At 73.8% G+C, this 14008-nt stretch carries 11 protein-coding genes; 7 read left to right on the top strand and 4 right to left on the bottom strand.

Annotation, left to right across the window (positions count from 1 at the left end):
* Positions 1-28: 28 nt before the first annotated feature.
* The 5 genes from ABME01_RS01235 (at position 29) to ABME01_RS01215 (ending at position 4826) form a co-directional block, all read left to right on the top strand.
* The gene (locus ABME01_RS01235; protein WP_353826524.1) at positions 29-898 is read left to right on the top strand and encodes a TspO/MBR family protein; all 870 of its coding nucleotides are present in this window, start codon (positions 29-31) and stop codon (positions 896-898) included.
* A gap of 111 nt (positions 899-1009) precedes the next feature.
* A complete protein-coding gene (locus ABME01_RS01230) occupies positions 1010-1696 on the top strand; it encodes an alpha/beta hydrolase family protein (protein ID WP_353826523.1) in 687 nt (228 codons plus the stop codon).
* Between the two features lie 97 nt (positions 1697-1793).
* A complete protein-coding gene (locus ABME01_RS01225) occupies positions 1794-2195 on the top strand; it encodes a TM2 domain-containing protein (protein WP_353826522.1) in 402 nt (133 codons plus the stop codon).
* Positions 2196-2274: 79 nt separating this feature from the next.
* The gene (locus tag ABME01_RS01220; protein WP_353826521.1) at positions 2275-3837 is read left to right on the top strand and encodes a molybdopterin-dependent oxidoreductase; all 1563 of its coding nucleotides are present in this window, start codon (positions 2275-2277) and stop codon (positions 3835-3837) included.
* Positions 3838-4259: 422 nt separating this feature from the next.
* Positions 4260-4826, top strand: a complete 567-nt coding sequence (locus ABME01_RS01215) for a hypothetical protein (protein WP_353826520.1) — start codon at positions 4260-4262, stop codon at positions 4824-4826.
* A 102-nt stretch (positions 4827-4928) separates the two neighbouring features.
* On the opposite strand, the gene ABME01_RS01210 is transcribed toward ABME01_RS01215, so the two are convergent.
* From ABME01_RS01210 to ABME01_RS01200, 3 genes are read right to left on the bottom strand one after another with little or no spacing between them, the layout of a single operon-like run.
* The gene (locus tag ABME01_RS01210) at positions 4929-6725 is read right to left on the bottom strand and encodes an amidase (protein ID WP_353826519.1); all 1797 of its coding nucleotides are present in this window, start codon (positions 6723-6725) and stop codon (positions 4929-4931) included.
* A complete protein-coding gene (locus ABME01_RS01205) occupies positions 6722-7771 on the bottom strand; it encodes an agmatine deiminase family protein (protein WP_353826518.1) in 1050 nt (349 codons plus the stop codon). Before ABME01_RS01205 ends, ABME01_RS01210 begins: the two co-directional genes overlap by 4 nt.
* The gene (locus tag ABME01_RS01200; protein WP_353826517.1) at positions 7768-9303 is read right to left on the bottom strand and encodes a purine-cytosine permease family protein; all 1536 of its coding nucleotides are present in this window, start codon (positions 9301-9303) and stop codon (positions 7768-7770) included. The genes ABME01_RS01205 and ABME01_RS01200 overlap by 4 nt, the downstream gene beginning before the upstream one ends.
* 99 nt (positions 9304-9402) lie before the next feature.
* Between ABME01_RS01200 and ABME01_RS01195 the strand changes: the two genes are divergently transcribed.
* Positions 9403-10032: a TetR/AcrR family transcriptional regulator gene (locus ABME01_RS01195; protein WP_353826516.1), complete on the top strand. Its 630-nt coding sequence runs from the start codon at positions 9403-9405 to the stop codon at positions 10030-10032.
* A gap of 77 nt (positions 10033-10109) precedes the next feature.
* Positions 10110-13682 carry a TM0106 family RecB-like putative nuclease gene (locus tag ABME01_RS01190; RefSeq protein WP_353826515.1) on the top strand — a complete coding sequence of 1191 codons (3573 nt, stop codon included), beginning with the start codon at positions 10110-10112 and terminating at the stop codon, positions 13680-13682.
* An 11-nt stretch (positions 13683-13693) separates the two neighbouring features.
* Here ABME01_RS01190 and ABME01_RS01185 read toward each other — a convergent pair whose 3' ends face one another.
* Positions 13694-14005: a YdeI/OmpD-associated family protein gene (locus tag ABME01_RS01185; protein ID WP_353826514.1), complete on the bottom strand. Its 312-nt coding sequence runs from the start codon at positions 14003-14005 to the stop codon at positions 13694-13696.
* Positions 14006-14008 lie beyond the last annotated feature (3 nt).

Below are 14008 nucleotides of genomic sequence, written 5' to 3'. Positions count from 1 at the left end.
GCCACACCAGTCATCGAGGGGAGCGACGATGCAGCCGACGACCGAGACGGACGCACCGAGCAGCGAGACCCGACGTCCGCCGGGCGTCGCCGACGTGGTCCGGCAGGTGGTCGTGCTCGTCACGTCGGTGCTCGCGATCGTCGGGGCCTTCATCGGCTCCGGGGTCGCCGGCGGTACGCCGATCCAGGATGCCGCGGGCGGCTGGCTCGACGCCGACTCCACCCTCATCGCCCCGGCACGGCCGGCCTTCAGCATCTGGAGCCTCATCTACACGGCGATGTTCGCGCACGCGATCTGGCAGGCGCTGCCCGCCCAGCGGGCGAGCGAGCGGCAGCGACGCGTCGGCTACGCCGTCGCGCTCTCGCTCGTGCTCAACGCCGTGTGGATCGGCGTGGTGCAGGCCGACCTGCTCGGCATGAGCCTGCCCGTGATCGTCGCGCTGGTCGCGGTGCTCGCCTGGATCTTCGTGCAGCTCCGCCGGATCCCGCCGACGGGCGTCGTCGACGCCGCACTCACCGACGGACCCATCGGCCTCTACCTTGGCTGGGTCATCGTCGCCACCGCGGCGAACGCGACCGCGGTGCTGCAGGCCGTCGGCTTCCGGGGCTTCGGGCTCGCCGAGGAGACGTGGGCGGTGATCGTCCTGGCGGCCGCCGCCGCGATCGGTGTCGCGCTGGCCGTGTGGGGGCGCGGCCGCCTCGCGCCCGCATTCACGCTGTGCTGGGGGCTGTCGTGGGTCGCGGTCGGGCGGCTGACCGACCAGCCCGAGTCCACGACGACCGGGATCGCGGCCATCGTCGCGGCGGCCGTCGTCGCCCTGGCCACCATCGTCGCGCGGGTGGGGTCCGCGCGCTCCGCACGCGTCGCCCGCACGGTGGGGGCCGGCGTCGACGCGTGACGGGCATGCTGCGCGGACGCGCAGCATGCGGGGCCGGGACGCTTCGGGTCGTCCCGGCCCCGCTGCCGTCTTCGGCCCAGGCTGCCGGGCGTCGTCGGGCACCATGGATCCATGGACGATGCAGGCGAGCGCGAGCTCTCGATCACGGTGAGCGACGAGCTGGGCGCGGTCCCGGCCGTGCTGCGCCGGCCCGACGGGGCCACGGCGACCATCGTCGTCGCGCACGGCGCGGGCGCGGGCAAGGAGCATCCGTTCCTCACGGGCTTCTGCCGGGCGCTCGGCGACCTCGGCGTCGCGACGATGCGGTTCGACTTCCCGTACCGGGTGGCCGGCCGCCGGTTCCCCGACCGGCCGCCGGCCGCGATCGCCACCTGGCGCGCGGTCGCCTCGGCCGCGCGCGACTCGGCGGCGCCGGGCGAGCCGGTCTGGGCGTCGGGCAAGTCGTTCGGCGGCCGGATGGCGTCGATGGCGGTCGCCGAGGGCATGGATGCCGCCGGGCTCGTGTTCCTCGGGTACCCGCTGCATGCGCCCGGCCGGCCCGAGAAGGCGCGCGACGAGCACTTCCCGAAGCTGGCGGGCGTGCCGATGCTGTTCCTGCAGGGCCGGAACGACCCGTTCGCGATCCCGAACGACCAGCTCGACGCGCTCGTCGGCGGGCTCGCGCCGTCGGCCGTGCTCGCCTGGATCGACGGCGCGAACCACTCGTTCGAGGTGAAGGGCGCCAAGCGTCCGGCGGCCGAGGTCGGCGCCGGCCTCGCGCCGCGCGTCGCGGACTTCGTGTCGACGCACGCCGGATGAGCGGCGCCGGCGCGGCCCGCGCCGCACGGCGCAGGGACCTTGGACCCCGCGCCGGCGCGGGGTGGACGTACGGTGGTCGTGACGAAGGGGGATCGTCATGGCGAATCCGTCGACCGCGCCATCCGGGCGGAACCCGCAGGTCGAGCGTGCGGCGCGCGAGTCGACCTCGTCCCGGTCGTTCATCGCGACCTGGCTGTTCGCGTGGCTGCTCGGCGTGCTCGGCATCGACCGGTTCTACCTCGGCAAGGTCGGCACGGGCGTGCTCAAGCTGCTGACGGCCGGTGGCCTCGGCATCTGGTGGCTGGTCGACCTGATCCTCACGCTCACGAACACGGCGACCGACGCCGACGGGCGACGCGTCATCGGCACCCGTCAGGAGCAGACGATCGCGTGGATCATCACGGGCGTGATCGTGCTCTTCAGCTGGGTCGCCGGAGCGGTCGCCGAGGGATTCGGGTTCCTGTTCGACCGCTTCCTGCCGCTCCTGCCCGGGATGTAGCACGAGGCGCTCCTTACGAACCCCTTACGTCGGGCCCGCACCGCCGATGACGAGTGGGCGGCCGACGTAGCCTGAGAGCATGCCGACCGATCGCGCGCCCCTCGGCTGGCCGCGCCCGGTCGCGGCCGGCGCGGCGGCGGCCGCGTTCGGGGCGGGCGCCGGCGAGCTCACCGCGGCGCTCATCGCCCCCTCGACCTCGCCGTTCGCCTCGATCGGGGCGCTGCTCATCGACCTGGCTCCGCCGTGGGCGAAGGATGCCGCGATCGCGCTGTTCGGTACGGGCGACAAGGCCGCGCTGCTCGTCGGCGTCGGCGTCGTGCTGCTCCTGCTCGGCGCCGTGGCCGGGCTGCTGGAGGTGCGCCGTCCACGACTCGGGCGCGGCCTCTTCGCGCTCGCCGGCATCGTCGGTGCGATCGCCGCCATGACGCGGGCCAACGCCTCGGTGCTCGCCTTCCTGCCCGCCGTGGTCGGTGCGCTCGCGGCGATGGGCGCGTTGTCGATGCTGCTGCGGCGCCTGCCCGCCGAGGTCGCGTCCCGCGCAGCGACGTCCGAGGTCGAGCCGACGGTCGCGGACGTGGACCGGCGCCGGTTCCTCGCCTGGGTCGGCGGCACGGCGGCGGTCGGCGTGCTCGCGGCGATCGCCTCCACCGCGCTGTCGGCCGGCTCTCGCGCGGTGACCACGGTCCGCGAGGCGTTGCGCCTGCCGTCACCCGCGTCGACGGCGACGGTGCCGGCCGCCGCCGAGCTCGGCATCGACGGGCTCGCCCCGGTCATCACGCCGAACGGGGTGTTCTACCGGATCGACACGGCCCTGAGCGTTCCGCAGGTCGACCCCGAGGAGTGGCGACTGCGCATCCACGGCATGGTCGACCGCGAGGTGGAGCTCACCTGGGACGACCTCGTCGCCCTGCCGATGGCCGAGAGCGTCACGACCCTGGCCTGCGTGTCGAACGAGGTGGGCGGCGAGCTCATCGGCACCGCCGTGTGGCTCGGCACGCCCATCCGCGACCTGCTCGCCCGGGCGGCGCCGGATGCCGAGGCCGACATGGTGCTCTCGCGCAGCATCGACGGGTTCACGGCGTCGACGCCCCTCGAGGTGCTCACCGACCCGGACCGCGAGGCGGTCCTCGCGATCGGGATGAACGGCGAGCCCCTGCCCGTCGAGCACGGCTTCCCGGTGCGGATGGTCGTGCCCGGGCTGTACGGCTACGTCTCGGCGACGAAGTGGGTCACCGAGCTCCAGGTGACCCGGTTCGACCGCGACCGGGCGTACTGGAGCGACCGCGGCTGGAGCGAGCGCGGCCCGATCAAGCTCTCCTCCAGGATCGACGTCCCCCGCCCCGGGCAGTCGCTCGAAGCGGGGACGGTGGTCGTGGCGGGCGTGGCCTGGCACCAGCACACCGGCGTCGACGGCGTCGAGGTGCAGGTCGACGACGGCCCGTGGCGACCCGCGACCCTCGCCACGGCGATCTCGGCTGACACGTGGGTGCAGTGGCGCTACGAGTGGGAGGCCGAATCCGGTCCGCACACCCTGCGCGTGCGCGCCACCTCCGCCGACGGCGAGGTGCAGACCGACGAGCGCGCTCCCGTCGCCCCCGACGGCGCCACGGGCCTGCACGAGCGCACCTTCGACGTCGCCTGACGCGCCGACGCCCGCCTGCCCGGCCCTCGCCCGCCGACCCCGCCCTCGCCCTCGCCACCCTTCCTCCACATCGGCCGGGATGACCGTCGATCACGTGGCCGCCGGTCGGGGCGCGGCGCGCGCGCAGCCCGCCGAGACACTGTTCCTGTTCGCGTCGCCCGGTACTTCGGTACCTCGGCACCTCGGCACCTCGGCACCTCGGTACTTCGGTACTTCGGTACCGGTTCCGCGACATGAAGACCATCGCCCGGCACGGACCCGGGACGGCGCCGACGAGACCGCCCGCGCACCGAACGGCAGGCGAGCAGCACTCGAGCGGGTGGAGGTCCGGTCACGCGCGAAGCTGCACCCGACCAAGCGAGGCACATCCTCCGTGGTGTCGGGCGTGACCAGCAGCACGAAGGACATCGGAAGGAGCCGCCATGACCGAGAAGCCCATCAAGGTCGACGCCGCCACCGACCGCCTCGTCACCGAGCTCGCCCTCGTCCTGCGCACCACGAAGAAGGCGGTCGTCGCGAACGCCGTGATCGCGTACGCCGACCTGCGCGATCGGGCCGTCACGCACGGCCAACCCGACCATCGTTCTCCCGTATCCGTGAGACCGGGTCCCGCGGTGCCGCAGGCGGGGCTCCGTGGTCGGACGGGCGAGTCGGCCCCGGGCGATCCCGGAGTCGGCGCGCGCAGCGGCTCCGGGCTTGCCCCGGCGGATCGCCTGTCGCTCCGCCGCGGCGAACTCGTCGCGGTGTTCGCCCGGCACGGGGCGTCCGGCATCCGCGTGGTCGAACCCGGCCCGGAGGATCCCGACGACGCGGGTCTCGTGCTCCTCGCAGAGACCGCGCTGACCGCGGCCGGACGGGTCGAGTACGAGCTGGGGCGCGCGGCATCGCGCCTGCTCGAGCTCGACGTCCACGTGGTGTCGACGACACTGCTGCGACTCGTCGACGAACCGACGCTCACGCGGCTCCTGGCGATGTCGCATCCGCTCTGAGCGACGCGACGCGACGCGCCGGGCCGGACGCCGCGGGGACCGCGTGCGGGACGCCCGGCCCCGCAGCATCCGGGACCGGGCGTCGCGTCGCGCGGACGCGCGTCAGCCGAGGCGCGGCGTTCGCGGCGGGGCGACCCGACGAGGCGCGAGCGCCTCGAACGCGGCGCCGAGGCGCAGCAGGGCCGTGTCGTCGTAGGCACGGCCGGCGAACGTGAGCCCCACCGGCATCCGGATGTCCTCCATCAGGCCCATCGGCACGGTGACGGTCGGGATCCCCAGGTGCCGGGGCACGAGGTTGCCGTTGGCGACCCAGACGCCGTTGCGCCAGCCGAGGTCGGCCGATGCCGGGTCCACGTCCATGTCGGCTGGGCCGACGTCGGCGACCGCCGGGAAGGCGACCGCGTCGAGCCCCAGCTCGTCCATCCACTCCTCGAGGTCGACGCGGCGCGTCTCCTCGAGCCCGCGGAGGCCGTCCTCGAGCTCCGGCATGTCGTCCCACGTCGCCCCAGGATGCGCGCGCACCCAGCCCGGGTACTCGGCGATGTCGTCGTCGAAGCCCGTGTACCGGTCCGGCAGCGCGCCCTCGGGATGCGGGAAGATGCGCGAGCCGTCGACGTCGGCGAGCGTCGACAGCGCCGGGTCGCCGTTGGCCTGGAGGAAGTCCTCCCAGCCCCACGCCGACAGGTCGACGATCTCGCGCTTCAGGTACTCCGGCGAGACCAGTCCGCGGGTGGCGATCGTGGGCGCACCGGGGCGGTCGCCCTCGTAGTTCGACACGACCGGGAAGTCGACGAGCACGACCTCGGCGCCCGCGGCCTCGAGGTCGCGGCGCGCGGCCTCCCACAGCTCGATCACCGAGGCGCGCGTCTCGATCCGCTGCCCGGTCGCGCCGCCGATGCCGACGGTCTCGCCGGGGGCGGCGGTGCCGGCCTCGGGGTCGGCGTTGACGTACATCCGCGGCACGCCGATGCGCTTGCCCGCGAGCTCGGCCGGCGCGCCGGAGGGGCCCGTCGCGAGCCCGGCGTACGAGGCAGGCCGCACGGCGGACGCCGCCGGCAGCTCGATCCACGGCTGCGCGCGCCAGAAGTCGCCGCGCGTCTCGGGGTCGTCGGCGACGATGACCTCGAGCACCTCGAGCAGGTCGGCCATCGTGCGCGTCTGCGGCACCACGACGTCCATGGTCGGCACGAGCGGCCAGTTGCCGCGCGTCGAGATGACGCCGCGCGAGGGCGTGTACGCGCAGAGCGCGTTGTTCGATGCGGGCGCGCGACCCGACGACCAGGTCTCCTCGCCGAGGCCGAACGCGGCGAACGAGGCCGCGGTCGCGGTGCCCGAGCCGTTCGACGAGCCCGAGCCGAACGCCGCGGTCAGGAACTCCGCGTTGTACGGGCTCTCGGCGCGGCCGTAGACGCCGCGCTGCATGCCGCCGTTGGCCATGGGCGGCATGTTCGTCAGGCCGAGGCAGATCGCGCCGGAGCCGCGGAGCCGCTCGATCGTGAAGGCGTCGCGCTGCGCGACGAGGTCGGCGAAGGCCCGCGAACCGGATGCCGCGGTCAGCCCCTGCACCAGGTAGGAGTCCTTCGCGGTGTACGGGATCCCGTCGAGCGGGCCGAGCAGCTCGCCTCGCGCGCGGCGCGCGTCGGAGGCGCGGGCCTCGTCGAGCGCCTCCGGGTTGCGCACGACCACCGCGTTCAGCGCGGTCTCGGTGCCGGGCCCGTCGAACGCGTCGATGCGTGCGAGGTACGCCTCGACGAGGGCGACGGCGCTCGTGCGACCGTCCTCGAGCGCGGCGCGCAGGTCGGCGATCGACGCCTCGACGACGTCGATGCCCGATCCTCCGCTCGTACCGGCGCCGGTCTCGGCGGACTCGGCCGGATCGGTGCGGATCTCGCTCATCATCGCTCCGTCCCCTCGTTCGGCAGCGCGGGCTGCTGCTGGGTGATGCAGTGGATGCCGCCGCCACGCGCGAAGATCGGCCGCGCGTCGACGGTGACGACCTTCCGGCCGGGGTACGCGTCGGCGAGGATCGCCGCCGCCCGCTCGTCGGCCTCGGGCTCGCCGAAGCCGCACGCGACCACGCCGTCGTTCACGACGAGGTGGTTCACGTAGCTCCAGTCGACGAAGCCCTCGTCGTCGCGCAGGGTCGCGGGTGCGGGCAGGTCGACGACCTCGAGGCGCCGCCCCGCGGCATCCGTCTCGGCCTCGAGCAGCGCGCGGAGATCGCGCGTCACCGCGAAGTCGGGGTGCGCCTCGTCGGCCTGGTGGTGCAGCAGGACGCGGCCGGGTGCGGTGAGCGTCGCGACGATGTCGACGTGGCCGTTCGTGCCGAAGTCGTCGTAGTCGCGGGTGAGGCCTCGCGGCAGCCAGATCGCCTTCGTCGCGCCGATCGTGCGGGCCATCTCGGCCTCGACGCGGGCCCGGTCGGCGTACGGGTTCCGCCGGGGGTCGAGCTGCACGGTCTCGGTGAGCAGCACCGTGCCCTCGCCGTCGACGTGGATGCCGCCGCCCTCGTTCACGAGCACGGAGCTCACGAGCTCGGCGCCCACGTGCGCGGCCGCGAACCGGGCGATCTCGGCCGAGACCTTCCATTCCGCCCACTCGGGAGCACCCCATCCGTTGAAGACCCAGTCGACCGCGCCGAGCACGCCCGGGCGCTCGTCGTCAACCACGAACGTCGGGCCGAAGTCGCGGATCCAGAACTCGTCGAGCGGGGCCTCGACGATCTCGATCTCCGACGAGAGCATGCGGCGCGCGCGATCCAGCTCGGTCGGGTCGACGACCATCGTCACGGGTTCGAACTCGGCGACCGCGTGGGCGACCGCGGTCCAGGCCGCGTACCCCTCCTCGCGGTGGGCGTCGCCCTCGCCGAGGGTGATCCCCTCGCGCGGGAACGCCATCCAGGTGCGCTCGTGCGGTGCCGTCTCGGCGGGCATGCGCCAGGTCATGCGCGGACTCCCTCGGTGCGGGCGGATGCCGCGCCCGGCCGCTTCGCCGGGTCGCGGTACGGGTCCGTGGTCAGCCACAGCAGCGCGTAGATGCCGGCGCCGAGCACCGGGCCCATGAGCGCCGACAGGTCGGCGCCGCCGAGCGCGTTCGAGATCGGGCCGACGAAGAGCGTGGTGTTCGCCGAGAGCACGGCGATCGTCATCGCGCCGACCATCGCGACCGCGCCGGGCAGGAACACGCCGCCGCGGTACCAGAACGGGCTGCCGGGACGGGTGTCGTCGAGCGCGGCGCCGTCGTAGCGGTTGCGGCGCAGCACGATGTCGATCGCGTAGATCGAGACGAGCGGGCCGAAGACGGTGACCGACAGCTCGAGCGAGGCGCTCAGGGCGTCGAGGAAGCTCGGCGAGAGGAAGAGCACCCAGCCGGCCGCCGCGGTCGCGACGACGCCCGTCACGATCGTGGTCACCGGGCGCGAGATGCGCTCGGCGAGGGCCTGCGCGTAGAAGCCGGTGGAGTAGGCGACGAGCACGTTGTTCGTGATGCTCGAGAGCACGATCATCCCGAGGAAGATCGGGGTGAACCAGACCGGCACGATCTCGCCGATGGTGAGCTCGGGGTCGGTCATGTCGATCGCGGTGCCCGCGACGACGCCGAGGACGCCGATGAGCAGCGCGGGCACGAAGCCGCCGAGCGCGGTGTACCAGGCGACCTTCTTCTTCGAGACGTCGGCCGGCAGGTAGCGGGCGTAGTCGGCGCCGATGCCCCACGACAGCGGGCTCGAGGCCACGATCGCGAAGCCGAGCATCACGAGCGCCCAGTGCTCGGCGACGGGAAGCGGCTCCACCGCGTAGGCCCAGTCGGCGGCGCCGAACACGAACACGGCGAGGATGACGAAGACCACGGCGAGCGCGGCGGAGAACCACGGCGCGAGCGCGAGGATCGTGGCGTGGCCGTAGACGCCGATCACGAAGCTCAGGACGCCGATGACGGCCAGGACGATCCACTCGCCCCCGGGCGGGAGCCCGATGCCGACGTGCGCGAGCAGTGCGATCGCGCCGAGCGTCGCGAAGGCGACGTTGATGATCTCGTAGAACACGCCGATCAGGACGCCGAGGCCGGCGCCGAAGACCTTGTTGCCGCGGATGCCGAACATGGCGCGCATGATCGACACGCTCGGCGAGCCCGACGCGGGGCCGCTGACGGCGAGCCAGCCGACGAGCGCCCACCAGAGGTTGCCGACGACGGTGATCGCGAGCGCCTCCCAGAGCGGGAGGCCGAGGAGCATGAGCACCCCGCCGACGACGAAGTAGAGGTAGCCGACGTTCGCCGACATCCAGACCCAGAAGAGGCTGGAGGGGCGGCCGTGGCGCTCGGAGGCGGGCACGTGCTCGGTGCCGTGCTGCTCGACGTGGCCGACGCGGTCGGTGGCGGGAGCGGCGGCGTGCGCGGGGCGATCCGCCGTGGCGGCGGCTGCGGCGGAGGGCGTCGCGACGGCGTCGGCGCGCGTCTCCTCCGGGGACTGGATGCTCATGTGCGGAACCTCATCGTTCGACCGGGTGGTGCTCGAGTGAGCGGAAATTTATTGATCATGCGATCAATAAAGTGGGAGATTACCTAGACTGGCCACACGATGTCAACACCCGTCCGCACCCGAGCCGCCCGCAAGAGCCCCGCCGAGCGATCCGCGGAGATCGTCGAGGCCGCCCGCCTGCTCGCCCTCGAACAGGGGCTCATGGCGGTCACCCTCCGCGCGATCGCGGCCCGCGCCGGGGTCACGCCGGCCCTCGTCGCGCACTACCAGCCGAGCATGGAGACGCTCGTCGCCGACACGTTCGCGAGCATCGTCGCCGAGGAGCTCGACGAGCTCGGCGGCCTCCTCGCCCACCTCCCGGGACCCGCCGCGCGCCTCGGCACCCTGCTCGACACGCTGCTCGACGGCACGCGCGACGACGTGACGATCGTCTGGGTCGAGGCCTGGGCGCTCGGCCGACGCAACGAGGCGCTCGCGGCATCCGTCCGGGCGCAGATGGACGCCTGGCAGGAACTCGTCCGCGGCGTCATCGAGGAGGGCGTCGAGCACGCGGGCTTCCGCACGCCCGACACGGGCGCGGCGGCGTGGCAGCTGCTCGGCATGATCGACGGCCTCAACGCCCAGGCACTCGTCCGCTGGGGCGACGCGAGCGACCGCGGCTCGCTCGTGCACGGCGCGGTCGAGGGCATGCTCGGGCTCGAGCGCGGCGCGCTCGTCGGCGCGGCCTGATCCGCCGAGGCATCCGGCCGCCGGGTGTCGGATGCCGCCGATAGCGTGGGCACCACGATGACGGCGGAGGGAGCCCGATGTACCTGTCCGACGGCACGGTGGTCACGAGCGCGAGCGACCTGAAGAAGGCGTCCGACTGCGAGTTCGCGTTCCTGCGCGAGCTCGACGTGAAGCTCGGGCGCGACACGCTGTTCGAGCCCGTGGCCGACGCCATGCTCGAGCGAGCCGGGCGCATGGGAGATGCGCACGAGCTCCGCGTGCTCGAGCGGTACCGCGCCGAGTTCGGCGACGGGGTCGTAGAGATCGAACGCCCCGACCTGCGCGATGCCGCGCAGCTCGAGGCCGCCGTCGAGGCGACGCGCGCCGCGTTCGAGGCCGGCGCGCCGGTCGTGTTCCAGGCGACGTTCGTCGACGACGGCTTCGTCGGCTTCGCCGACTTCATCGTCCGGCAGGCCGACGGCCGCTACCTCGTGCAGGACTCCAAGCTCGCGAGGCGGGCGCGGGTGACCGCGCTGCTGCAGCTGGCCGCATACGCGGCGCAGCTCGACCGCCTGCGCATCCCCCGCGCCGACACCGTCGAACTGCTGCTCGGCGACGGAACCACGAGCTCGCACCGGCTGGCCGACATCGAGCCGGTCTTCCTGCTGCGCCGCGAGCGCCTTCGCGAGCTCGTCGCCGCGCGGGTCGCGGCCGACGGCCCGGTCGCGTGGGGCGATCCCGGCGTCTCGTTCGACGGCCGATGCCCGACGTGCGACCTCGAGGTGCACGCCGCCCGCGACCTCCTGCTCGTCGCGGGCCTGCGCATCACGCAGCGCGCCCACTTCCACGCCGCCGGCATCACGACGATCGACGAGCTCGCGGCCTCCGCCGGTCCCGTCGAGGGCGTGATGGAGGCGACGCTCGAGGGGCTGCGCGTGCAGGCCCGGCTGCAGCTCCGGGCCGAGGCCGAACTGCGCGCCGCCGAGGCCGCCGGCACCCACGGGCCGGACGACCCGCCCCTGCCGCCGCCGGTCGAGGTGCGCGAGCCCGGGGCGCTGGCCGCGATCCCGGAGCCCGACGAGGGCGACCTCTTCTTCGACTTCGAGGGCGACCCGCTCTACACCGAGGGCGCGGCGACCGAGTGGGGCATCGACTACCTCTTCGGCATGATCGACGCCGAGGAGCGGTTCACCCCGATCTGGGCGCACTCCTTCGCCGAGGAGCGCGAGGCGCTCGTCGCGTACCTCGCCCTCGTGAAGGAGCGGCGGGAGCGGCATCCGAACCTGCACATCTACCACTACGCGAGCTACGAGCGCACGCACCTCACCTCGATCGCCGCCCGGCACGGCGTCGGCGAGGCCGAGGTCGACCAGCTGCTCGCCGACGGCGTGCTCGTCGACCTCTACCCGATCGTCAAGCGCGCGGTGCGGGTCGGCAGCCGGTCGTACTCGATCAAGAAGCTCGAACCGCTCTACATGGGCGACGAGCTGCGCGAGGCCGACGTGAAGTCCGGCGGCGACTCGATCCTGGAGTACGTGCGCGCACGCGAGCTCCAGGCGACCGGCGGGGTCGATCCCAGCACCGGCCTCTCCGGCGACGAGGCGGCGCAGCACGTGCTCGACGACCTCGCCGAGTACAACCGCTACGACTGCGTCTCGACCCTCCGACTGCGCGATTGGCTGCTCGGCCTGGCGCGCGCACGCGGCGTCGCCCCGGTGCCCGCGCTCCTGCTGGCCGAGCCGAGCGGCAAGCAGTACGAGACCAGCCCGCTCGCCGCCGAGCTGTCCCGGCTCGCCGGCACCGCCGACGAGCGGCGCGACGACCCCGACCGCTCGGCGCTCGCGCTCGCCTCGGCCGCGATCGACTACCACGACCGCGAGATGAAGACCTTCTGGTGGGGCCACTTCTTCCGCGTGGAGCAGCCGCTCGAGGCGTGGGAGGACCATCGCGACGTGCTCGTCGTCGATCCGGCCGCGACCGTCGTCCTCCACGACTGGTATCGCGAGGGGCGTCAGCAGTTCGACCGTCGCGAACTGCTGCTGCGCGGTCGCATCGCGCCCGGGTCGCGCTTCAGCGCGGGCGCCGACCTCTACCTGCTCTACGACTGGCCTGCGCCGTTCCCCTCGTTCACCCGACGCCCCGGTTCGCGGGCGTGGGCGAGGGCGACGGTGATCGAGGCGACGGCCGACGGCGTGCGCATCGAGGAGCGTTCCACGGTCGACGAGACGTGGCGCGACCTGCCGTTCGCACTCGTCCCGGGCAACCCGCCCCCGGCCGGCCGCCAGAAGTCGGCGATCGCCGAGTGGGCCCGGCCGATCGTGGAACAGCACCCGCGCCACCCGGCCGACCCCGCGTTCGACCTGCTCCGACGCATGCCGCCCCGAACCCGATCCGGCGGCGCACTCGCACCCGTCGCCGACCACGACTACGTCGGCGCGGTGGTGCGGTCCCTGGGCGACCTCGACCGCTCGTTCCTCGCCGTGCAGGGCCCCCCGGGCACCGGCAAGACCTACGTCGCCGCCCGCGTGATCGCCCGGCTCGTCGCCGACCACGGCTGGAAGGTCGGGGTCGTCGCGCAGTCGCACGCGGTCGTCGAGCACCTCCTCGACGCCGTCGTCGAGGCGGGACTCGACCCGCGCCGCATCGCGAAGGCGCCGAAGGGCGGCGCCGACGGCGCCACGGCCTCGTGGACCGCGATCGAGAAGGACGGCGCGAGCGCGTTCATCGCGGCGAACCGCGACCGCGGATTCGTGTACGGCGGCACCGCGTGGGACTTCGCGAACGCCGACAGGGTCGGCCGGCGCGAGCTGGACGTGCTCGTGATCGACGAGGCGGGCCAGTTCTCGCTCGCCTCGACGATCGCCGCCTCCGTCGCCGCGCGGCGGCTGCTGCTGCTCGGCGATCCCCAGCAGCTCCCCCAGGTGAGCCAGGGCACGCACCCCGAACCGGTCGACCTCTCAGCGCTCGGCTGGATCGCGCAGGGTCACGACGTGCTCCCGCCCGAGTACGGCTACTTCCTCGCCGAGAGCCGACGGCTGCACCCGGCGCTGGCGGCACCCGTCTCCCAGCTGTCGTACGAGGGGGCGCTCGACTCGCACCCGAGCGCCGCACTGCGGTCGGTCGCCGGGGTGGAGCCCGGGCTGGTCCCGATCCCCGTGGAGCACGAGGGGAACACCACCGAGTCGCCCGAGGAGGCCGCCGAGGTCGTGCGGCTCGCCCGCTCGCTCATCGGTCGCGAGTACACGGGCATCGCGCGCGGCGCCGGCGAGGTCGCCACCGCCCCACCACGCCCGCTCGAGCCGCGCGACCTGATCGTCGTCACGCCCTACAACGCCCAGCTCGCGATCGTGCGCGACGCGCTCGATCGCGCCGGACTCGCCGAGGTCCCCGTCGGCACGGTCGACAAGTTCCAGGGCCAGGAGGCGGCGATCGCGATCGTCTCGCTCGCCGCGTCGTCGGCCGCGGCCGCGCCGCGCGGCGTCGAGTTCCTGCTCCTGAAGAACCGCCTGAACGTCGCGATCTCCCGCGCCCAGGTCGCGGCGTACCTGCTGTACTCGCCGGGACTCGTCGACGCCCTCCCCCGCACGCCGCAGGGGGTCGCCCAGCTGAGCGCGTTCGCCCGCCTCGTCGGCGTCGAGCTTCCCGCACGCGAGCGCGAGCCGGTCGGCTGAGCCGAGGGTCGTCAGTCTCCGACGAGCTTCTCGATCGCCTTCGCGATCCGCCGCTGCCGCGTCTCGGGCGTCTTCGCATCGGTGATCGCGGTCACGTGGGCCTTCCGGTGGCTGGGCGCCAGCTTCTCGAACGCCGCCCGAGCGCCCGGAGCACCGTCCAGCGCCGCGGCGAAGTCCTCGGGCACCTCGACGACCCGCGGCTCACGGTCGAGTTCGAGCTCGACCGTGATGGCGTCGCCGCCGCCGAGGGCCTCGACGACCTCGGCCGGCACCTCGATGCCGGTGTTGTTCCCCGTCTGCGCCATCGTGGTCTCGAACCGCATGCG

It is taken from the genome of Agromyces litoreus (genome assembly GCF_040496015.1).
GTDB lineage: Bacteria > Actinomycetota > Actinomycetes > Actinomycetales > Microbacteriaceae > Agromyces > Agromyces litoreus.
This window is presented reverse-complemented; position numbering and strand designations above follow the sequence as displayed.

Excerpts from the sequence above, each read along its gene's own strand:
- ABME01_RS01235 (WP_353826524.1), top strand. The coding sequence starts at position 29 with ATGCAGCCGACGACCGAGACGGACGCACCGAGCAGCGAGACCCGACGT.
- ABME01_RS01230 (WP_353826523.1), top strand. The coding sequence starts at position 1,010 with ATGGACGATGCAGGCGAGCGCGAGCTCTCGATCACGGTGAGCGACGAG.
- ABME01_RS01225 (WP_353826522.1), top strand. The coding sequence starts at position 1,794 with ATGGCGAATCCGTCGACCGCGCCATCCGGGCGGAACCCGCAGGTCGAG.
- ABME01_RS01220 (WP_353826521.1), top strand. The coding sequence starts at position 2,275 with ATGCCGACCGATCGCGCGCCCCTCGGCTGGCCGCGCCCGGTCGCGGCC.
- ABME01_RS01215 (WP_353826520.1), top strand. The coding sequence starts at position 4,260 with ATGACCGAGAAGCCCATCAAGGTCGACGCCGCCACCGACCGCCTCGTC.
- ABME01_RS01210 (WP_353826519.1), bottom strand. The coding sequence starts at position 6,725 with ATGATGAGCGAGATCCGCACCGATCCGGCCGAGTCCGCCGAGACCGGC.
- ABME01_RS01205 (WP_353826518.1), bottom strand. The coding sequence starts at position 7,771 with ATGACCTGGCGCATGCCCGCCGAGACGGCACCGCACGAGCGCACCTGG.
- ABME01_RS01200 (WP_353826517.1), bottom strand. The coding sequence starts at position 9,303 with ATGAGCATCCAGTCCCCGGAGGAGACGCGCGCCGACGCCGTCGCGACG.
- ABME01_RS01195 (WP_353826516.1), top strand. The coding sequence starts at position 9,403 with ATGTCAACACCCGTCCGCACCCGAGCCGCCCGCAAGAGCCCCGCCGAG.
- ABME01_RS01190 (WP_353826515.1), top strand. The coding sequence starts at position 10,110 with ATGTACCTGTCCGACGGCACGGTGGTCACGAGCGCGAGCGACCTGAAG.
- ABME01_RS01185 (WP_353826514.1), bottom strand. The coding sequence starts at position 14,005 with ATGCGGTTCGAGACCACGATGGCGCAGACGGGGAACAACACCGGCATC.